This window comes from Empedobacter sp. 225-1 (assembly GCF_030328185.1).
GTDB classification, from domain to species: Bacteria; Bacteroidota; Bacteroidia; order Flavobacteriales; family Weeksellaceae; genus Empedobacter; species Empedobacter stercoris.
Window position 1 is genome coordinate 1 of sequence record NZ_JACALO010000026.1, and the last position, 21385, is coordinate 21385.

Here is a 21385-nt window from a genome sequence, read left to right on the forward strand (position 1 = left end):
TGAGCCCGATACAATATCGAACTCATTTTTATAATTATTAATTTTTAATCTGTCCAAACTTTTGGGTGCAGTCTAAATTGATGAGCTTTTTGTTATTTTGTTAAATCTACTTTTCCATTTTTGTAATAAAACTTGGTTGGAGAAAAATCATGATTATAAATAATTTTATCTTCTTTATCATACAATTTCATATTTACTAATATAAAATTATTAAACGATAAATGTCTATAGTTTATATCGTCAAAAATCCCCAAACGGATAAAAGGATTCTGTTTTTTATCGTATTTATAGAAAGAAAGTACATTACGTGCATTCGAATGATCAGTAGAATCAGCTTTATTAATTTGTCTAATCTCGATACTATCCAAGTTCGTTAAATGAGGGTAATTTGAATTTCTGTTCCAATAATATTTCTGAATTTCTAAAATTTTCCCTTTTTCTATTTTGACTGAATCCAAAACAGAATCTCCTTCAATTGCAGAATATACATATTTAGTATTTATTTTATCTTTAGTAGAAGTTAATTTCTGAATTATCTTCTCTTTAAAATAATTTTTAACTTGATAAGTTCCCTTTTCTATAATTACTCCACCTTCAGAAATCTCATATAAAGAATCATTGGTATATTTCACTTTTTGAGAACTCATGATATAATGAAAAGATTTAATATTTTTTTCTATTGGTCTTTTTTGATCATCATATTTAATTTGAATACTATCAAAATTATAATCTGGTAAAGATTCATTTACAAAATATCTATTCGAAAAAAAACCTTTCGGAAACAAATTATCATTCGATTCTACCAAATATTCTTCTTCTTGAATATCCTCATCACAAGAAATTATAAACAAACTACAAAAAGCAATTAATAAATATCTAAACATTTTTCATACAGTTTATTGCAAAAATAAACTTATTTATTTAAAATACCCCTTGTTGTGTAATAATATTTCAAACTAAAAATAATTCTATTTCAACTTAACATTTCTAATTGGCTTAATAAATAAAGAGATTAAAATGACGGTTAAAATTGTCATCGATCCTCCAAAAATAATGGCAGGAACAATCCCTAAAAATGTAGCTGCAATTCCACTTTCCAAAGCACCTAATTCGTTAGAAGAACTCACAAAAATTGAATTGACAGATGATACACGACCTTTTAAATTTTCGGGTGTTTTGATTTGTAAAATACTTTGACGAATGACCATTGAAATAGCATCAAATGCACCACCAAAAAGCAGAACAACAAAGCATAAATACAAATTTCGACTGAAACCAAAACCTATAATACAAACTCCAAACATCGCAACTGCACCTAATAATTTTGGACCTACATTCCCTTTTAATAAACTTGGAATTATTGACAAAAAAAACATCATGATTAACGATCCGATTCCATGGGCTGAACGTAAAAACCCAAAAGCTTCTGGTCCTAATTTTAATACTTTTTCAACAAAAGCTGGTAACAACGATTCTGCTCCACCAAAGAAAACAGCAAACATATCTAAGCTCAAAACGGCTAATATAATTGGTGTACCCCAAATAAATCTCAATCCCTGTTTGATTCGTATCAATGGTGATTCTGTTGATTCAGATTCGGAAGTTTCAGCTGGTTTTTTAGCAATCATTAAAATCATCATCATCGAAATACACATGATAGCAAATGCCGTTATTAAAGCTGCCTCAATACCAAATTTGGCTAAAATAACTCCACCAGCTAATGGTCCTAAAACTGAACCAATCATAAAAGCAGAAGAAGAAATTGGAATTGCTTTCGTATAATTTTCTTTGCGAACAACTAATGCTAATAGTGCAAATAACGCTGGTCCGCTAAATGCTCTTGTCAACCCCAAAATAACAAACGCCTAAATAAATTGGAATTCCGATTGCTTCTCTTACTGAAGGAAAATTAACAATCATCAAGACAAAAGAAGCTGTCATAAAACAACTTATACTCCGTACCAAAATCATTCGCTTATCTAATTTATCCACTAGTTGTCCTGCATAAAATGCGGTAAAAAGAATGGGCAAAAACTCAGCTAAACCTATTAATCCAAGAAAAATTGCTTTCTGTGTGACTTGAAAAATTTCGTAAGCAACCGATGTGCTTTGTATAAATAATGCGAAGATTAAGGAAAATCTTAAAAATATAAATGGAACAAATTCTTTATTTTTCCAAATAGATGGAATTTTCTCCTCTGATGTCATTTTACGAATTGAATTTTAAACCTTAAATGTACATTGATTTTAAGAAAAAATAAATTGATTTTGGATAATTAATTTGTTCCAATATTAAACCAAACTTCCATTAATTCTATTCAAAAATTACTAAAAGTTTATTGTTAAATTATAAATTAATTTAAAAAAGCGATACTCAAAGTACCGCTCTCCTAAATATGGTGTAAAATTAAATTAACGAAATTTAGAAAAATCTCGTTTACGTTTTTCTAAGAACGCATTTCTACCCTCTACAGCTTCTTCTGTTCCGTAAGCAAAACGAGTTGTTTCACCAGCAAATATTTGTTGACCAACCAATCCATCATCCACTAAATTGAACGCGTATTTCAACATTTTGATTGCTGTAGGAGATTTTGTTAAAATTTCTTGTGCCCAATCAAAAGCTACTTGTTCTAACTCATCATGAGGAACAACTAAGTTCACCATTCCCATCTCATAAGCCTCTTGAGCAGAGTAATTCAATCCTAAAAAGAAAATCTCTCGCGCACGTTTTTGACCAACTTGTTTTGCCAAATAAGCCGAACCATAACCTCCATCAAAAGACGCAACATCGGCATCTGTCTGTTTGAAAATCGCATGCTCCTTAGAAGCTAATGTCATGTCGCAAACAACGTGTAAAGAATGTCCTCCACCAACTGCCCAACCGTTAACCACAGCTACTACAACTTTAGTTGAAAAACGAATCAAACGTTGAACTTCTAAAATATTCAAACGACCAACACCATCTTGTCCTTCGTAGCCTTTTGCTCCACGAACGCGTTGATCTCCTCCCGAACAAAAAGCCCAACCACCGTCTTTTGCAGATGGTCCTTCTCCTGTTAACAGAATTACACCAACTTCTCGATCTTCTTCTGCTAATTGAAAAGCGTCTAACAATTCGAAAACTGTTTTTGGACGAAACGCATTACGAACTTCAGGACGATTAAAAGCAATACGCATTACACCATCACATTTCTTAAACGTGATATCTTCATATTCTTTTACCGTTTGCCAATTTATTGTTGCCATTATATTTTGTATTTTATTTTAATTTTTAACTTTTCGAAAATAAGACTTTTCTTACAATTTAGACTCTTTTAGTAAAACTATTGATTAAGATAATTTATGTTGAATAAATTAATAACTCACCTATTGTTTTGGATTTCAATTCTGTCTCATGCCATTCCTTTTCAGGTACAGAATCTGGCATAATTCCACCTCCGACATACAAATTCACTTTATTCGAATAGATTTTTGCACAACGAAGATTCACAAAATATTCAGATGCTATTTTATTTTGATACCCCATAAAACCTGCATAAAAAGAGCGATCATATCCTTCATTTTTTAAGATAAAATCTTTCGATAAATCTTTTGGCATTCCACCAACAGCAGGCGTTGGATGCAAGGCTTTCAATAAATCGTAAAGCTTTGTTTTATCGTTTAATTGAGCTGAAATATACGATTTCAAATGTTCAAAAAAACCAGCATTTACCGAAAACGGACCATCCACATCAATATAAGCAGTATAAGGTTTTAAAGTTGAAGCAATATAATCGGTAACAACTTGTTGTTCATGGTATTCTTTTTCCGTCCAATCATCTTCTTTCGCCTTTGTACCTGCCAAAGAAACTGTTTCGATGAATTGATTATTTTCTTTCAATAAGAGCTCTGGAGACGCACCAATCCAACATCCTTCTTTAACATCATAACGCAAATATAGATAGGCATTTGGATAATGTTGGTGTAAGTTTTTGAATGTTTCGGCTAAATTAACTGCTGTTTTTGCAAGTGAATTGATTCGACTAATTACAATTTTTTTTGTTGCCGACTCACTGCGTAATTCTTGAACAGTTTTTTGAATTAAATTAATGTAATTTTCGTACGAAATCGCTTCATTTTGATCAGATTCTGGTAAAGAAAGTTCAAAATTTGGTAATTGATCAATTGGTATTACTTGAACTTCATCATCATTAAATTCAATTAATTTTGAATTATCGAAACTATTGCAAATAAATTGATTATCTGTTACAATAGCTTTATTCTCCCATAACTCGACTTGTGTCGTATTTGGTTTTCTGAAAAGTATAAACGGTTTTTGATTCTGAATTAATCTTTCAAGTTTCTCTTGAAATTTTTTAAACATGTTTTTTAGAAATAATGGCGTTAGTTAAATGAGTATAACAAATTAATTTATCGTTTTCATCTTTGATTTCAATCTTAATCAAATGCGATGTACGACCTCTTTTTACGACTGTTGCATGTCCAAAAATTGTCCCCTCTTTCTTTGGTCGAAGATGATTTGCATCAACATGTTGCCCTACAGCAACGTAATCATCAGATGCTAAAATTATATTGGATAAGGTACTTCCTAAAGTTTCAGCTAAAACAATTGATGCGCCACCATGCAATAATCCAAAAGGTTGATGAACTTTCGGTGTAACAGGCATTTTTCCAGCTAAAAAATCTTCTCCAACTGCTGTAAATTCAATATCTAATGTTTCAAGTAATGTGTTTTTTGACATAGCTTGAAATTTTCTTAAACTATCTTGTTCGTTCATCATCTAATGTATTTTTGGATTATAAAGTTCGGGATGTTTTGCTGTTACATCTTTGTAAAAATCTTGAATTTCATCCATCACATCATTCAAAGATCTATTTTCTGTTTCTACAATTTTTGAAATTCCAGCTCGCTTTTTCTTAAAGTCACAATATGCTAAAACAATCGGAACATCAGCTTTCTGCGCAATATAAAAGAAACCATTTTTCCACTTTTCTGCACGTGAACGCGTTCCTTCTGGCGTATTGATTAAGTATAATTTATCTGCTTTTTTTAAAATATCTGATGCAAAATCAACCATATTATGTCGTTGTGAACGATCGATTCCGATTCCTCCCATTTGTTTGATAAAATAACCATACCAAGGCTTTGTCCAAGCATCTTTGATAAACATTTTCATTGGAATTCCCATTTGCCAAAAAGCTAAAATCGTATAGTAAAAATCCCAATTAGAAGTATGTGGCGCACAAACCAAAACGCATTTATCTACCTTTGATAAATCCAGATGATTGTCTAATTTCCAACCTCCTAACGAATACAATAATTTACCTAAAATTTTTTTCATAAATATGGTACATTAAACCTATACAAACATACAAAACTCAAAACGGATATTTGTAAATGTGACGAAAATAAAAAGAGACATTTCGTTTGAAATGTCTCTTTTTTGTATAGTATAAATTAAAATTCTTCTTTGGTCTATGCAAAGAAATCAACGATTATTTGAATGATTTCTGTAGTTAATGTTAATAGAATCTGTATCATCTTTGTAGTTTATTTCTTGGTTTGATTTTTCTTTTTTGTTTTCGGTTCTTGGTAAATTTAATCCTACAGATCCTTCATTACTTTCAACACGAATACCATTTTTATCGATTCTAACTTTTGCCGAATCGTTTCCGTCATTTACATGTATGTTTACATCTCCTTCGAAGTTATCATCTTCAGAATCTGTATCCTTTTGACAATTCAAACATACGATTTTTTTTCCATTAAATGCAAAATAATTATTATTTACATCGTTAAAATAATCGGTATCGTATTGTCCAGATCTGATATTTACCGAATTTGATTTTCTGACAAATAATACTTTATTTTTCGGTACATAAATTTTAATATCAACTGTTTGTTCTCTGAATTTACCGTTTTTTGGAATTTTAACAAATTTATCTAAATTCAATTTGTTTCCTTCTAATTGATAATTGTATTTAATTGATTCTAAATTACGTTTTGCTTCCTCTTTACTTCCTCCTTTCGATGAATAGCGAATTTCTAAATGTACATTATTGTCACTGCTCTCTTCGATGTCAAAAGTTTTGTAAATTGGAATAACTAAATTACCTTCTTCATCAATTAATTGCTCTAAATCATTGAAACCACTGTATCTATAATTCCCTTCTTCTCTATTCGTAAATTCTATTTGAAGCGTGTCTGAAGGAATATTTAGTACTTTATCTTCAGTCATTTCAACAGAATTTCTGAATTTACTTGCGGTACTTACCGAAATTCCGATGATAGCAAATAAGGCAACGAACCAAAGAGCGATTGATCCAAAAATAACGGCTTTGCTCACTGTTACACGATTCCAAAAACATTTTACGCCTAAAATTGTCAATAAAACACCTGGAATTACCATTAAGATTCCACCAAAAATCTTTGCAGCCATGCTCATCCATTCTTCCTCAACTATGTAGCCAAATAATTCTGTAGGCATTTCTGTCCACGTTGTGAAAAAGAAGAAGAATCCAGCAACAATAAGTCCAATTCCCGAGCTCAGTATAATAAATCCAATAAACCAAAGTAATAGTCGACCAAAAACACCAAAGACTCGACCTAATTTATTACTTAATTCTTTACCTCCGCTAACAACCGTTTCACTGGCTTGTTCTACGTTTTTTTTTAAGGTATCTATGTTTGCTGGTTGTCCATACATTTGCAATTTTTCTGATGTAGTTTTTGCTTTTGGAACAAAAATTAATAAGATAAAATAACAAAAAACAACCAACCAAAACGAAACACCAAGAGTTGCAACTCCTAACACAAGTAAAACCAACCAAATTGCTCGTACAAACCAAGGATCTACGCCCATATAATGTGCCAAACCAGCAGATAATCCTGTTACAATTGTATCATCTGGGTCACGGTACAAACGTTTTGCTCCTGTTTGTTGTCCTCCATACGATTGGTTATTTGATGATGAAGTGTAAGAAGAATTTGTTGATGACGTCGTTTCACCCTCTTCATCCTCTACTTTATATTGATCTGGATGCCCCATCGTTGCAATCACAAAATTAATATCATCCTCGTTCACGACTTCTCTAAATTTTAATCGTTCGCGAAACAATTCAGCAATACGGATTTCTACATCTTCAATAATATCTTCAATACCTTCTGTTCCTCTCAACGAAGTTTTTACATCCTGTAAATAGGTTTTTAATTTATTATAGGCGATTTCGTCTAACACGAAAGAAAATCCTCCTATACTTATTGATACTGTCTTATCCATTTTTGTGCGTTTCTGTGGTTACTTTATTCACGGCTTCGATTAACTGATCCCAAGTAGCAGCTAATTCTTTTAAAAATTCTTCACCTAACTCTGTAAGTGCATAATATTTGCGAGGTGGTCCTGAGGTTGATTCTTCCCAACGATATTGTAAAAGGTCATCATTTTTTAATCTTGTTAAAAGCGGATATAATGTTCCTTCAACAACAATCATCTCTGCTTTTTTCAATTCGTCTATGATATCAGATGCATAAGCATCACCTTTTTTAATAATGCTGAGAATACAATATTCCAGTACACCTTTTCGCATCTGAACTTTTGTTTTCTCTATATTCATAAGAACGGCTTGTTTTATTTTGTTATACAAATATATATAAAAGTTTTAGTATTATGCAAAACAAAGTACTGAATTATTTTTAGTATTATATATAAAAACTACAACAATCGGTCTATTTATCAAGGATTGATATAAAAATATTTTTTTTAAGTTTTTTTACATTCTTTTCTAATTAATTTTTTTAGAATAAAAATTTAAATGTTTTTATTCTATTCAATAAAAACCTCTATCACTTTATTTGCAATTAAAAATCACATTTCAACTTGCTTAACTTTCCTTATCTTTGCAAAAATTCGAGCTCACACAATGAAAAAAATAATAGGAAGCATAATGCTTTTAGGTGCTTTTTTAGCTTCAGAAAGTGCTTTAGCTTGGGGATTAACAGGTCACCGAGTAGTTTCTCAAATCGCAGAACAACATATTAGCAAGAAAACTCGTAAAGAAATTACTAAAATCATTGGCCCTCAAAAGTTAGCGTATTGGGCGAACTGGCCAGATTTTATTAAATCTGATACTACTTGGAAACATGCAGATTCTTATCACTATGTCAACATTCCTGGAAATTTAAATCGTCAACAATTTGATGTTGCTTTAGAGCAAACGTCGGATGAAAATATGTACAAAAAAGGGTTGTTTTTAATCAACGAATTAAAAAACAATCAAAATCTTACGATTGAGGAAAAACAGCATAATTTATACTTTTTAATTCACATTCTTGGGGATGCGCATCAACCACTTCATGTGGGGCGTCCAGATGATTTGGGAGGAAATCGAATCAAAGTAGAATGGTTCCGTGATAAAGTAAATATCCACACGGTTTGGGATTCTAAATTAGTTGATTACGAAAACTATTCGTACACAGAATATTCAAATTTGTTAGATATTGCTTCAAAAGAGCGTCAAATTCAAATGAAAGAAGGCACTTATGCAGACTGGATTTATGGTTCTTACATTCTTGCAAACAATATTTACGCAGGTGTAAAAATGGACGATAAATTAGGATACCGTTACCATTTTGATAACAAATTTATCATAGAAGATCAATTATTAAAAGGAGGAATTCGTTTAGCAAAAGTTTTGGATGATATATTTAAATAAAATAGATTTTTAAATTATTCTAAAATAAATTCAAATCCTGAAAAGTCAATTTTTCAGGATTTTTTATGCACTAAATCTAATTTTCAGACTTTTTGACAGTGATATTTTTCAAAAACAAGTCATTTTGTCTTATTAAATCATTTTGCATATAATTTGAAAAGTATTTAGCATGAATAATGAAATCAAAAATTTAAACATACAAAACATGAATACAGTTAGAAAAAACAGAACAAATTATTTCCCTTTTGGATTTGATAATGCGATGCTTCCAAAATTTGAAACATACGTAAATTCGAACAATCAATTTCCGGCAGTCAACATCAAAGAAAACGAAGATAGTTTTGAGATTTTATTAGCTGCGCCAGGTCTTACAAAAGAAGATTTTGCAATTGAGGTAGATGAAAATGTTTTGACTATTTCTTCAGAAATCAATCAAACAAAAGAAGTAAAGGAAGAAAAATTTTCGAGAAGAGAATTTAATTTCACCAACTTTAAAAGAGCATTTACTTTACCAGAAACGGTTAATGAAGATAAAATTGAAGCTTCTTATGTGAACGGAATTTTAAAATTAGTTTTACCTAAAAAAGAAGAAGCATTGCCAAAAGAAAAACGTAGTATACAAATTTCATAGTATAAATTTAATTTTAGTTAGTTAATTCATCAATCCTCAATTTTTCGAAGTTGGGGATTTTTTTTCGGAATGATAAATTAATAAAAAACAATATTATATTTTCAAAAAAACATAAATAAAGTAAAGACATCTTCTGAAGTCTTTTTTTATTTAACAAAATATTATATTTTAGACCTAATTTGTAAAATTTATCACACGAAATCAGATTAATTATGAAATTGATTAACACATTAACTTACTCTGCATTAGTTTTATCTTCTGTTGCAGTACATGCACAAGCGCAAGAAAAATTGGATCCAACAGTACAAAGCTTTGTAACAGAAATCCAAAATAATTCGCAATTGAAAAAAATTTCGCACGAATTATTAGACGGAATTGGACCTCGATTAGTTGGAACACCACAAATGGATCAAGCCGGAGATTGGGCAATTAAAACCTTAAAATCATGGGGAGTTGAAGCTCGTCGCGAAGATTACGGAACATGGAAAGCTTGGGAACGTGGTTTAACTCACGTTGATATGACTTATCCGAGAGCAAAATCAATCGAAGCAACTCAATTAGCATGGTCACCAGCAACTAAAAAAGCTGTAACTGCTGAAGTTATTGCGATGCCAGTTTTCAAAACGAAAGCGGAATTTGACGCTTGGTTACCAAGTGTAAAAGGTAAAATTGTTTTAATGTCTCAAAACCAATCGTATGGACGTTCTGACTATCAATACAAAGAATTTGGGTCTGAAGCATTATACAAAAAAGTAACTGAAAATAGAAAAGCTGAAGCTGAAGCTTGGAGTAATTCTATTAAAGTAACAGGTTTTAACAACAATACACTTCCAGAAGTTCTGGAGAAAAATGGAGCTGCTGCAGTTGCCATTTCATATTGGACTGGAATTATGGGTGCAAACAGAATTTTTGGTGCAAAAACGAAAACGATTCCAATGTTAGATATTTCGAATGAAGATTATGGAATGCTATATCGTTTAGCTGAAAATGGAACTGCTCCAAAATTAACTGTTAATGCGCAATCTAAACATAATGGAGTTGCAAAAACATTTAATATTGTAGGAGAAATAAAAGGTAAAGAAAAACCAAACGAATATATTATTTTATCGGCTCACTTTGATTCTTGGGATGGTGCACAAGGTGCGACTGATAATGGAACAGGAACAATCGCGATGATGGAAGCTATTCGTACAATTAAAAAATTATATCCAAATAACAAACGTACCATTTTAGTTTGTTTATGGGGAAGTGAAGAACAAGGATTGAACGGTTCTCGTGCTTTCGTAGAAGATCATCCAGAAATTGTAAAAAATACACAAGCTGTGTTCAACTTAGATAATGGGACTGGGCGAGTAGTTAACATCAATGGTTCAGGTTTCGAAAAATCTTACGAATATATGACGCGTTGGTTAGCTGCAACACCTTCTTTTGTTCGTAATGAAATTAAAACAGATTTCCCTGGTTCTCCAAGTGGAGGTGGATCAGATCATGCTTCATTTGTTGCTGCAGGCGTACCAGGATTTATGTTAAGTTCTCTTAATTGGGGTTATAGTACATATACTTGGCACACAAACAAGGATACTTATGACAAAATTGTTTTCGAAGAAATTCAGAATAATGCAATATTAGCTGCTACATTAACAATGATGGCGGACAAGGAAAATGAATTAGTTAATAGAGATCGTCGTGTTTTACCTGTTGGTAGAGATGGAAAGCAACAAGAATGGCCAGAGGTTAAAAGCCCTGCAAGAAATTCTGATGCTTATATGAAATAAGATTTTCTTAAACATATTAAATCCACTCAAATGAGTGGATTTTTTTTTTGAATTAACTATTTTCTCTATAATCAATAAATGTAATCGGCTTTCGACTTTCTGGTTTAAAAATGACTGTTTGCAAAGTTTCAAAATTTTCAAATTTAATCGAGGGAGTTACACGCATTTTTGCTCTAAAATGATCTTTTATTTTGGCTAAAAAATCATCCGTTTCATCTATCGAAACTAATCGAATCAAAATTTCATCTGTTCCTAACTCATTCGAATAAATTTCTATTAAATGTAGTTTTATTTCATCAAAATGCGACAATACATCCTGTAAAGCAGGTGGATACAACGTTGTTCCCTTGTACTTTATCATGTGTTGTTTTCTTCCTTCAACTGGACCTAATCGATAGGTATGGCTTCCGCATTTACATTTTTCGGAATGTTTTCGTACTAAATCTCCCGTTTTGAAACGCAACAAAGGCATTCCTTCAACACCCAAAGTAGTAATCGTTAATTCACCTAATTCACCATTTTCAACTTCATTATTTTCTTCATCTAAAATCTCTGTAATAATCAAATCTGGTTGATGATGACCTCCTACTCCTACTTCACATTCCGTAAAAGCGGTACTCATTTCTGTCGAAGCATACGTTGAAAAGAGCTGAATATTCCATTTCGAAGTAATTTTTTGCGCTAACAAAGAAGGTTTCAAATCCCTATCTCGCAAAGCTTCGCCTATACACAGAACTGCTTTTACAGAAGATGTATTGAAATCGATGTTATTTTTTTCAGCATAATCAATCATTTTCAACAAAAAAGAAGGAACTGCTACCAAAAATTTCGGTTGATATTTTAGAATAGAATCCCATTGCAATTGAGGAACCCCCGCTCCTACACGAACAACACCTGCTCCTAACTTTCGCAAACCAAGAAAATAAGCCAATCCAGCCATAAAACGACGATCAATTGTCGTCATCATTTGTACAACATCACCTTTTTGAACGCCAATTCGTTGAAAGGAATTCAATTCATTATCAGCCAATCGTTCCAAATCTTGGTTCGTTAATCCAAACGTTACAGGATCGCCTAAAGTTCCGGAAGTCGTCGAATAATCTATAATTTCAGGTAACGGAACACACAAAAAGTCAAGATTTCGTTGTTGTAAATCATTTTTGGTTGTTACGGGAATTAATTTTAGATCTTCCGTTGATTTGATTCTTTTCCAATCAATCTTATTTTGTTCAAATAAATCTTGATAAAACTTAGAATGCTTTGCTAAATAGGCAATTTGATCTTGTAATTTTTGATTTTGAAACGCTTTTATTTCTTCTACCGAAAGCTTTTCTATTGATTTTTGTTGGCTATTTTGCGTGTGCATTTTGATAGCTTTTTCTCTGTTATTAATCGATCCGGAATCGTAGTGATTTCCTTTGTTAATGCTAATTTATAATAATTACTCGCTTGTTGACAGTCTTTTTGTTGAAAAAAATAATCACCAACTTGCGCATACACTTTCCAAAAATTTGGATTATTCTGAATGTAACGATTTAAATAATCATTATCTATTTCTTTTTTATCTTTAATCAATTGCGCAATTAACTTCTGTTGAACGCGATACGCTTCGTAATCTTGGTACGCTTTTGTCGTTAAAAATTGATCTTTTTCAATTTCTAAACTGTCCACATTTAATTTAAAATTTGAAATTGAATCATTAAAAATTTTATTCAAATCGTAAGCTGTAAATTCACCCAATTGATATGGATTTGATGAAACCCAAACCAATCGTTTATCTGGCTGAAAAACAACTGCATGATGCGCTAATAACTGATTCAACGCTTTCTCATTTCCAAAACCAATTTTACTGTTTTTTAACCCATTTGTATCTCGTAATAAATCAACCATTTTTTGAGGATTTAACTGATTTTGAATGGTTAACTGTTCATCAATTTTTTCGAAACGATAAACGGAATGACTTTCTGTTTTTTGCTTATTATTTCGTTTATCATCTTGATATTCTATACTCTGAAAATGATTTGTACACGCCAAATAAGGTTGATTTTGTACTTCATAAACACCAAATTTTTTAGGCGAAATTTCAATCAAAACTGCCCGATGATCTTTACTACTTCCAATCATTAAACTTTCGGACACAAACACTTTTTTGTTCTTCGCAATCTCGATCGCTTCATCAATAGTAGATGCGTACTGCAATATTTCTAATGCAACAAGAGAAATTGGAGTTTTTGCTTTCAGCGGAATCGAAGATTTTCCTGCATTAATCGTCACTGTCAAACCTTCTAAATTCATTCCAGACGACACACCTATCATTCCACCCCAAGTAACCGACATATATGGAAAGCCAGATGTAGGTCGAATAAACGACACTATTTTATTTTTAGCAAAATCGTCGTTTGCATAAAAATCGAAATTTCGACCGATTAATAATCCTCCATCTTCCGATTTATTGTCCCAAACTGCTAAAGAAGAACATCCAACCAACATCAAATCGTGCATAGCATGCCCTATATCATGTGCGCCATGCAAAAAAAGATTTCGATTGTATTTATCCATCAACGAATCATATCGATTTGAAGAAAATTCGGAAAGACCATAAATCTGTGCTTTATATTCGTTTTTGATATATTGATGTAAATCTCGGTTATAGTATTTTAAAACTTTAAACAAAAATTTTCGACGCTTTTCGGAAGGAATGAAATCAGTAATCAGATTCATAAATGATTCTTCTTGAAATGCATATAATTCCTTTGTTAAAACCCCTGTTTTCTGACCTATTTCTAATGCATCACCCGAAACATATAACTCCCAATTTTGAGACTTATTCTTTTTTAAGAAATTATTTTCTATATAAAATAGAGAATCATTTACTTCGTTACGAATATAATTTTGAGAATGATAAGCAGATAAATCAGGACGGTCAGCCATACTTTTTTGGATGCCACAAGAAGAAAGTGTAAACAGAATAAGAGTTAAAATGTAGAAGTATTTACTCATAAGCTTTTTGATTGATTTCCCGATGAACTTTATTCATTAAATATTCGGATCCAAGAATTTCGCAACACGTCAGAAAAGCACCAATTGTAACGCCTAAAACACCATGAACTCGTACATTTTGACCTGTAAAGTAAATATTTTTCACTTTTGATTTCGGTGATATAAATGTTTTCATCGGATGATGACTATCTTTCAAAAAACCATACATATTACCTTTTTCTGACCCAATAAAATCTCGATAGGAAAGCGGTGTTGATGTATGAATCGCTAAAATCTTTTCGCGAATATCAGGGAATTTGTTTTCTAATTTTTTAATAATCAGTTCTGTTTTATACCGTTTAAATGCTTCATAATCTTCTCCTCTATTTCCATAATTATCATTGGTATCAACATTATATGTTTCTTCCCATTGTTGCACTTTATCAAACGTCATATAGGTCATAACCGTCATACTTTCCGAATATGCTTCATTTTTTTGATCTAAACTAAATGTTGCAATATAAGTATTCGGCCAATTGTCAATTGACTTTTCATAACTGTCCCATACATCGTTTATCGAATTAAAATGATAGATATTATGGTTGATATATGGAAAACTTTTAGGCTTAAAAACGAAATAAACAGAAAACACGGAAGGTGTGACTTCTAAACTTTTAACACGTTTAGAAAATGGTTTTCCAAACTTGCGTTCTCCCAACATATCGATCGTTTTCTTGATATCTATATTCGAAATGAATAAATCTCCATAAAAACGCTTTCCTTCCTTCGTTTCACAAGCTATTACCTCTTCATTTTCATCTTGAACAAAGGTTTGTATTTCTTGGTATTTATAAATTTCTCCTCCATACTTTTTCAACTCCTTAATCAAAAGAGTTGAAATTTGGCTTCCACCATTTACACAACGCCAAGCCGAATGTATATAAGAGTTAACAGAAAGCGCATGAATGTATAAAGGTGTCTTTTTTGCTTGTCCCACATATAAAAAATTATTCCCAACTAAAACGGCTTTCAATCGCTCGTTTGTGAACACAGAATCAATGTAAACTTTGGCATTAATTGCCAAGAAATCTTCTTCGTCAGCAAACGCAGCAGTGGCTAAATTATACATCGGAAAAGCAGCACAAATCTCTTCTAACTTTCTACTGTATTCGATTAAATTTTCGCGTTCTTCTGGAAAAAAGACAGACAATTGATCGACAAAATTTTGATAAGTTTGTGCTATTGGATAGACGTTTTTATCATCATCAAAAGAAATCATATCAAAACCATCTTTGTTCAATTGCTTCAACTTTAGCTTGTCGGCTATATTTAGATATTTGAAATAATTATATAAGTTTTCACCTTTGGCTAAACCTCCAATATAATGAACACCCGTATCAAAAATTGTTTTATTCCGAACAAAAGTTTGCAAATTTCCACCAAACTGATTATTCTTTTCAAGCACCACCACTTTCTTTCCTTCCTTTGCCAAAATAAGAGCAGAAACAAGTCCACCCAAACCGCTTCCTATCACGACAATATCGTAATGAGGTTTCGATTTATTTTGTGTAAACGATGTATTCATTTGTTTCTGTTTGTTGAATAAATTCAGTAAATAATGATTGATTGATGTTTCTATTTTTTAGAACAACAATTTTATTAAATTGATTGATTGTTTCTTGGTTAATTTCTTCAATTTCTGTCGAAATCAAAAGAGTTGTATATTCTTCATTAACGCTGAAGTTTGGTGAATATTCTAATGAGCGGATTTTTGTAATGTAATTTGTCGCAGCAATTGATCTTTTATCTTCACTTTTTATAAACGAAATAATTTTACGACTTGCTTGCTGCATTAACAATAAGAAATCAATCTGTCCATAGTCATTAGCAAAATGAACGATTTTTTCGTTCGAACCAAATACATCATTCAACTGATGATAAACCGATTTAAATTGTTTAAAATCTTGTTTTACTGCATGTACAACTTCAAATTCTTTATACAAAAAACTTAAAAAAAATTTTTGTTTCCAGTAATTTTCATCTTCATATCTATTTCGAATTTCTTGAAATTTTGCTTTATAAGCTCTACTGATTTTTTTTGTACGTTCAGAATAATTTAATCCATAAGTTTCATCATTCCAAGCAATTCTATCTCCAATTATTGAATAGATATGTCCATCCGAAATTAAGAAGTCGCCTTTTGGAATAATCTCTGAATTTCCATGAATATACATTGGTAAAATATCTAATTTCAATTTCTCTGCTAAATAAAATGCTCCTTTATGAAAACGGTTGATATTATTTGTAAAAGAACGCGTTCCTTCAGGGAAAATCATCAACGAAAAATCATGACCAATACGATTTTTGATCGCGTCAATATTATCTTCTACACCATTTGAAACTGGATAAAAACCAGCCATTTTAACTGCACGTCCAAAAATTGGCGATTTATACACCCAATCGTTTACTAAAAAAACAATTTTAGGTGTACACATTCCAATAGCTAACGTATCTAAGAAAGAAGTATGATTGGCAATAATAATCGACTGCTTCTTAAAATTTTCATGATTTGGATTGATTATTCGTTTAACAACCGTTGGTTTCAACATCAATACAGATTTCATAAAAGTTGCCATTCCCCATCCAAAAAGTTGGTACTTTTTCTCTTTCGAAATTGGTAAAATAAGCATCAAAAAACGAAGTATTAAAGAAGTCAACGTTCCAAATAATCCAAAATATAAAAAGAAAATTCCACTCTGAATTGCCAACCATAAAGTCATCGGACTTTTTCCTTTTTTGGAACGATTGGCTATAAAAAATCGAAATAAAATTGGATAAAAAATAAATGTAATCACCAATGCTGCAAGCACTCCAACCAACGAAACTGACGCAATAGATTTTAGAGCAGGGTGTTTTGCAAAGATAAGCGCACCAATCGCTAAAACTGTCGTAATAACGGCTAATAAAATTGATGTTCGGTAAGTCGGCATTTCATCTTTACCAATCGTGTATTCTTTTTGTAAAGCACTTGTCATAAAAATACTAAAATCAACTCCATGACCAAAAACCAACGTGCAAACAATACTGCTAAAAATATTAAATTTGATATCAAAAAGTCCCATTAAACCTGCAGTAACCAAACCTGATAACGCGATAGGAATCGCACTAATAATAACCAACTCAATACGTCGGAAAAAATACCATAAAATCAATAAAACAGCTAAAAACGAATAATTAACTAAATTATTAAAGTCATTGACTAAATTACCTAAAAAGTTTTCGTTTAGTAACTTTCGGTCAATTACAATTGTTTCGTTATGATGAAATTGATTCACAAATTTCTCTCTATTCTCTTCCTTTAATTTGACTAAAGTTGAGATGGTATAAAATCCATTTTTTTCGGAAACAAATTCTTCAAAAAGTGATGGATTGAACGCGCGATAATCCTCTAATTTTAATGGTTGATAGGATTTATCAAAAATCGAGAAAAATTGATCGTAAATACTTTGTTTAAAACCATATTTTTTTCCTTCGTTGACAAACTCATTCTTTACAAAATTTATCTTTTCAGCAGACCAGAAATTATTCCAATTCTTTATTTTTTCTACTTGTTCAGCAGCTGGTAAAACCAATGATTGAATCGAATTAAAACTTAATATTTCATCTGCATTGACTGCTTTTGATAGTTGAGTTGTTAACGCGCTATTTTTAGTTAAAACTTCATTTATATCCGTTCCATAATTAACCACATACAATGATTTTGAAATGGTATTAGAAGACGTTTCTAATTTTTGTTCAGCAATTTTTTGATCTGTTGGAATGTAATTCAATTTTGATAAATCCTTATCAAATTTAACTTTACTGAACGTAAAACAACTTACAATAATCAGCAGTATACAAGCTACAATCAAAAATTTATTATGATGAAAAGAGAATAATGCTAACTTCTCTATAATGGTAGAATTATTTTCGACCGAATTTTGCTTTGGGTGATACAAATGTGGAATAATCAACAATGAAAAAACACCAGAAACAATAACCGTTATTCCAGCAAAAATTCCTAAATCTTTTAACACATCTGATTTCACAAAAAGTAAACACAAAAAAGCAATCGCTGTTGTTGTACAGCTCATGATTAGCGGTTTGGTAATCTCTTTAAAAAGTATTTTAGAATCGCTATTGTGTTTGTAATGCGTCATGATATGCAACGAATAATCAATCGTTATTCCGAGTAAAACCGCACCAATACTTAATGAAATTGCAGAAATTGTACCTTGAATGAAATACAACATTGCCAAGGCAAAGAAAAAACCAAAAACAGAAGGTATAAAAATGATAATTGGAATGTAAAGCTTACGATAAAACACCATCAAAATTACCATTAATGTCGTCATCGATATCAATACAGTTGTGATAATATCTTGCTTGATTTGCTTGGCATTTGCAACAGCAATAAAACTTGAACCAAAAAAACTTAATGTTGATTTCCCGCTATATTTTGGATTTAAATGCTGTTTTATTTCCTCTAATCGATTGACAAAATCAGTATTATGTTCTGTTTCACTTCCAGAAAATGTTGGATTGATAAAGAGCAATAATTTCGAATGATCTTTCGTAACAATAAACCCTTTATACACCTCAAAATCGCTCGTTAAATTTTTATCTTTCAACCGATTTAACGCAACAAAAGTTAAACCAAGAGGGTCTTTCAACATAAATTCTTTTGAAACTATTCCCGTTGGTGTAATTAGACTTTTGTAATTCTGTTCAACAATCGATTCAATAGAATCTTTCGTCAGTTTTAGAGTTAACTTATCATAATCTTCTTTCTCTAAAAAAAGCGGTAAATTCTGATGTACAAAATCAAATGTCGAAGCAAAATTATCTAAATCATATTGACCTTGAACATCATTGTAATACTCTTTGAGCGGTTGAATACTATCCAAAAAATCTGTTGCTTGAGCAGTCATATCATCTAATGTTCCAGCCTTTTCTTTTTCGATAATAACAGCAACTTTATCTGTGAATTTTAATTGAGAAATAACTTTTGTAATGGCATCATTCTTCTCATCTTTTGGAATAATTCGCGTTATATCTTCCTCAAATTTTAATCGATTCGCAAAAAATAAACAACACGCCAAAAAAAGAATAAAAAGTAAACTGCTCAACCATTTATTCCCTTTGATATGTAAAAATATAGTGTAGAAATATTTATGCATTCTTAATGGTCTTTTGACTGAAATAAGTTAATAAAAAATAACTTAAAATCCCACTTACAACACTACAGAATGTTGCTAAAACTAAGCTCCCAATTACATATCGAAGTAAATTTTTCTTAATCGTTTCGAACGAAACCAAACTTAAATCTAAATGAAAATTATCTTGTAAAATGAACCCTCCAGTAACTAAAGATAGGTAGATGATGATTGGGATCATTGGCGGAATACTAATGTTAGAACAGAAGAAACTGATCACTTTATTCAACCGAAACATAGAGGCTAAAAAAATAGATAAAAAGGTTTGAAAACCCCAAAAAGGAGCAATACCAAGAAAAACACCCAAAGAAATTGATAGCGCTTTTACTTTATTGCTATCGTTACTTCCTAAAATATCTTCTTTAATGAATGTTCGTAAGTTTTTTTTTTTGAAACTGAACAGAAAATTTCGAGGTTTAATGTAGAAAATAGTCAAGAATACAAGAAATGTATTCAAGATGCTAATTCGTGTAAAATCTTTGAATGGACGGAAATGTGAAACGCGTTCATTTGGATCGTACAAAATGTCAATCGGAATGTTAATTACTTCAATTCCTTTCCAAGCTGTACGTACAATCACCTCAATTTCAAATTCAAATTTAGTTGTCCAAAATCTTTTTGGAATAAATTTTAATGGATACAAACGATAACCAGATTGAGTGTCATTCAATTTAATTCCTGTTTCGAACCAAAACCAAAAATTAGAAAATTTATTGCCAAAACTACTTTTTTTCGGAATACCATCTTGTTCCATTTGGCGACTTCCGATAATTAAAACAGGTTTATTACGTTGTTCTAATTCTTCTATAAAATTTGGAATATCATGTGGAAAATGTTGCCCATCAGAATCGATTGTCAAAGCATAGTGATACCCATTATTTACGGCTTCCTTAAAACCAACTCGCAAAGCATTTCCTTTCCCTTTGTTTTGTGCTATTTTAACCACAACAAATTGACTTTCGTATTCGTTTAAAATAGCATCTGTAGCATCTGTAGAACCATCATTAACAATAATAATCTGATTGGTGTAGTCCAAAACTCCATCAATCACACGTTTCAACGTTTTATGATTGTTGTAAGTCGGTATAAGTACACAAACTTTTAGTTCATCTATTTTATGTCGAATATTCGAAAAATCCATGCGCTTAATGAAATGTTTTCTGCTGTTGTACTGTAAAAGTATTGTAATTTTTGGCGTATGACTTAATCAATGCTTGAACTTCTTTAGGAGCCGATTTATAATTTTCGATAATAAATGTTTTATCTTCTTGAATATTTTGATTGTATTTAATAAACTTTGGAATATTTTCTTGAATGATTAATCGAATCAGACGATTTTCCACATCTTTTGAATCCTTTTTGATCGAATTATTAATCAAAGTAGCGCCTTCTGTAAAAAATTGTTTTTTTATTTCCTTATCTTTTATCGTTCTTGCTTTTAATATTTTAGAAGCTCCTTTGTACGCAATAATTGTCTGATTTTCACCAGGATAATTATTTAATTTATTGTATAAAATATTCACATTTTTAGATGATTTCGAAGCGTTTTCAAAATCCGTCCTTAATTCGGATAATGTTAATCCAAAAAAGAATAAAACCGAAAATAATAACGATAATATGATTTTCATTAATCCAAAACTTTATAAATTGCACTAAATTTTAAGGCATTTGTTGCTTCAAAAAAAGAGGTATTTTTAACTTTTACTTCATCATTTTCGCAAACAACATTCAAATTTAATTCCAAAATTGGATTCACAAATGGATTTATGGTTGCCATAAATTTGACATTCGAAACTTTAGACAAAAACAGATTTTTCGCAACAAAACCTTCTGTTATTTCCTTTATAATTTGCATCATGCAAACGCCTGGAGTAATTGGATTATTTGGAAAATGACCTTCAAAAACTTCATGATTTGGATTCAGTTCAATTTGGACTTTAAAATTTACATCATCTATTTTCTCCGAATTTTTGATGGTATATAGATTAGGAATAAGCATTTGTAACTGTTTTGATTTACAAATATAATCTAAA

The 21385-nt window shown here is 31.1% G+C and carries 19 protein-coding genes; 3 read left to right on the forward strand and 16 right to left on the reverse strand.

Going from position 1 to position 21385, the window contains the following annotated elements; all coding sequences use genetic code 11:
- Positions 1 to 92: 92 nt before the first annotated feature.
- The 9 genes from HX088_RS08780 to HX088_RS08820 form a co-directional block, all read right to left on the reverse strand.
- Positions 93 to 884 carry a hypothetical protein gene (locus HX088_RS08780; protein ID WP_260543662.1) on the reverse strand — a complete coding sequence of 264 codons (792 nt, stop codon included), beginning with the start codon at positions 882 to 884 and terminating at the stop codon, positions 93 to 95.
- A gap of 84 nt (positions 885 to 968) precedes the next feature.
- Positions 969 to 1847 carry an MFS transporter gene (locus HX088_RS08785; protein ID WP_286483953.1) on the reverse strand — a complete coding sequence of 293 codons (879 nt, stop codon included), beginning with the start codon at positions 1845 to 1847 and terminating at the stop codon, positions 969 to 971.
- Positions 1831 to 2208 (reverse strand): MFS transporter, encoded by a 378-nt coding sequence (locus tag HX088_RS08790; RefSeq protein WP_286483954.1) that lies wholly within the window; start codon positions 2206 to 2208, stop codon positions 1831 to 1833. The genes HX088_RS08785 and HX088_RS08790 overlap by 17 nt, the downstream gene beginning before the upstream one ends.
- A 204-nt stretch (positions 2209 to 2412) precedes the next feature.
- Positions 2413 to 3246, reverse strand: a complete 834-nt coding sequence (locus HX088_RS08795) for a 1,4-dihydroxy-2-naphthoyl-CoA synthase (protein ID WP_171623108.1) — start codon at positions 3244 to 3246, stop codon at positions 2413 to 2415.
- Positions 3247 to 3340: 94 nt separating this feature from the next.
- Positions 3341 to 4363 carry an isochorismate synthase gene (locus tag HX088_RS08800; RefSeq protein ID WP_188319851.1) on the reverse strand — a complete coding sequence of 341 codons (1023 nt, stop codon included), beginning with the start codon at positions 4361 to 4363 and terminating at the stop codon, positions 3341 to 3343.
- The gene (locus HX088_RS08805; protein ID WP_225542814.1) at positions 4356 to 4781 is read right to left on the reverse strand and encodes a PaaI family thioesterase; all 426 of its coding nucleotides are present in this window, start codon (positions 4779 to 4781) and stop codon (positions 4356 to 4358) included. Before HX088_RS08805 ends, HX088_RS08800 begins: the two co-directional genes overlap by 8 nt.
- Positions 4782 to 5342 carry a 1-acyl-sn-glycerol-3-phosphate acyltransferase gene (locus HX088_RS08810; RefSeq protein WP_188319850.1) on the reverse strand — a complete coding sequence of 187 codons (561 nt, stop codon included), beginning with the start codon at positions 5340 to 5342 and terminating at the stop codon, positions 4782 to 4784.
- Between the two features lie 147 nt (positions 5343 to 5489).
- Positions 5490 to 7280, reverse strand: a complete 1791-nt coding sequence (locus HX088_RS08815) for a PspC domain-containing protein (RefSeq protein ID WP_286483955.1) — start codon at positions 7278 to 7280, stop codon at positions 5490 to 5492.
- Positions 7273 to 7614: a PadR family transcriptional regulator gene (locus HX088_RS08820; RefSeq protein ID WP_171623104.1), complete on the reverse strand. Its 342-nt coding sequence runs from the start codon at positions 7612 to 7614 to the stop codon at positions 7273 to 7275. The genes HX088_RS08815 and HX088_RS08820 overlap by 8 nt, the downstream gene beginning before the upstream one ends.
- Before the next feature lie 306 nt (positions 7615 to 7920).
- On the opposite strand from HX088_RS08820, the gene HX088_RS08825 reads away from it, so the two are divergent.
- The 3 genes from HX088_RS08825 to HX088_RS08835 all read left to right on the forward strand — a co-directional run bounded on the left by HX088_RS08825 (position 7921) and on the right by HX088_RS08835 (position 11118).
- Entirely contained in the window at positions 7921 to 8712 is a 792-nt protein-coding gene (locus tag HX088_RS08825) for a S1/P1 nuclease (RefSeq protein WP_188319849.1), read from the forward strand.
- A gap of 205 nt (positions 8713 to 8917) precedes the next feature.
- Complete coding sequence (locus HX088_RS08830; RefSeq protein ID WP_225539263.1) at positions 8918 to 9343, forward strand: Hsp20/alpha crystallin family protein; 426 nt, start codon at positions 8918 to 8920, stop codon at positions 9341 to 9343.
- A gap of 212 nt (positions 9344 to 9555) precedes the next feature.
- On the forward strand, positions 9556 to 11118 hold the full coding sequence (locus HX088_RS08835) for a M20/M25/M40 family metallo-hydrolase (RefSeq protein WP_286483956.1): 1563 nt from the start codon (positions 9556 to 9558) through the stop codon (positions 11116 to 11118).
- A gap of 52 nt (positions 11119 to 11170) precedes the next feature.
- Here HX088_RS08835 and flxY read toward each other — a convergent pair whose 3' ends face one another.
- Genes flxY through HX088_RS08870 form a run of 7 tightly spaced genes read right to left on the reverse strand, consistent with a single transcriptional unit; the run spans position 11171 to position 21351 of the window.
- Positions 11171 to 12484, reverse strand: a complete 1314-nt coding sequence (flxY, locus tag HX088_RS08840; protein WP_286483957.1) for a flexirubin biosynthesis putative acyl-CoA ligase FlxY — start codon at positions 12482 to 12484, stop codon at positions 11171 to 11173.
- Entirely contained in the window at positions 12451 to 14118 is a 1668-nt protein-coding gene (locus tag HX088_RS08845) for a C45 family autoproteolytic acyltransferase/hydrolase (protein ID WP_286483958.1), read from the reverse strand. Before HX088_RS08845 ends, flxY begins: the two co-directional genes overlap by 34 nt.
- Complete coding sequence (locus tag HX088_RS08850; RefSeq protein WP_286483959.1) at positions 14111 to 15682, reverse strand: phytoene desaturase family protein; 1572 nt, start codon at positions 15680 to 15682, stop codon at positions 14111 to 14113. The genes HX088_RS08845 and HX088_RS08850 overlap by 8 nt, the downstream gene beginning before the upstream one ends.
- Entirely contained in the window at positions 15657 to 19316 is a 3660-nt protein-coding gene (locus HX088_RS08855; protein ID WP_286483960.1) for an MMPL family transporter, read from the reverse strand. Before HX088_RS08855 ends, HX088_RS08850 begins: the two co-directional genes overlap by 26 nt.
- Entirely contained in the window at positions 19309 to 20493 is a 1185-nt protein-coding gene (locus tag HX088_RS08860; RefSeq protein ID WP_171623096.1) for a DUF2062 domain-containing protein, read from the reverse strand. The genes HX088_RS08855 and HX088_RS08860 overlap by 8 nt, the downstream gene beginning before the upstream one ends.
- Before the next feature lie 4 nt (positions 20494 to 20497).
- Complete coding sequence (locus tag HX088_RS08865; protein ID WP_286483961.1) at positions 20498 to 20980, reverse strand: hypothetical protein; 483 nt, start codon at positions 20978 to 20980, stop codon at positions 20498 to 20500.
- The gene (locus tag HX088_RS08870) at positions 20980 to 21351 is read right to left on the reverse strand and encodes an ApeI family dehydratase (RefSeq protein ID WP_225539270.1); all 372 of its coding nucleotides are present in this window, start codon (positions 21349 to 21351) and stop codon (positions 20980 to 20982) included. Before HX088_RS08870 ends, HX088_RS08865 begins: the two co-directional genes overlap by 1 nt.
- Positions 21352 to 21385: the final 34 nt, after the last annotated feature.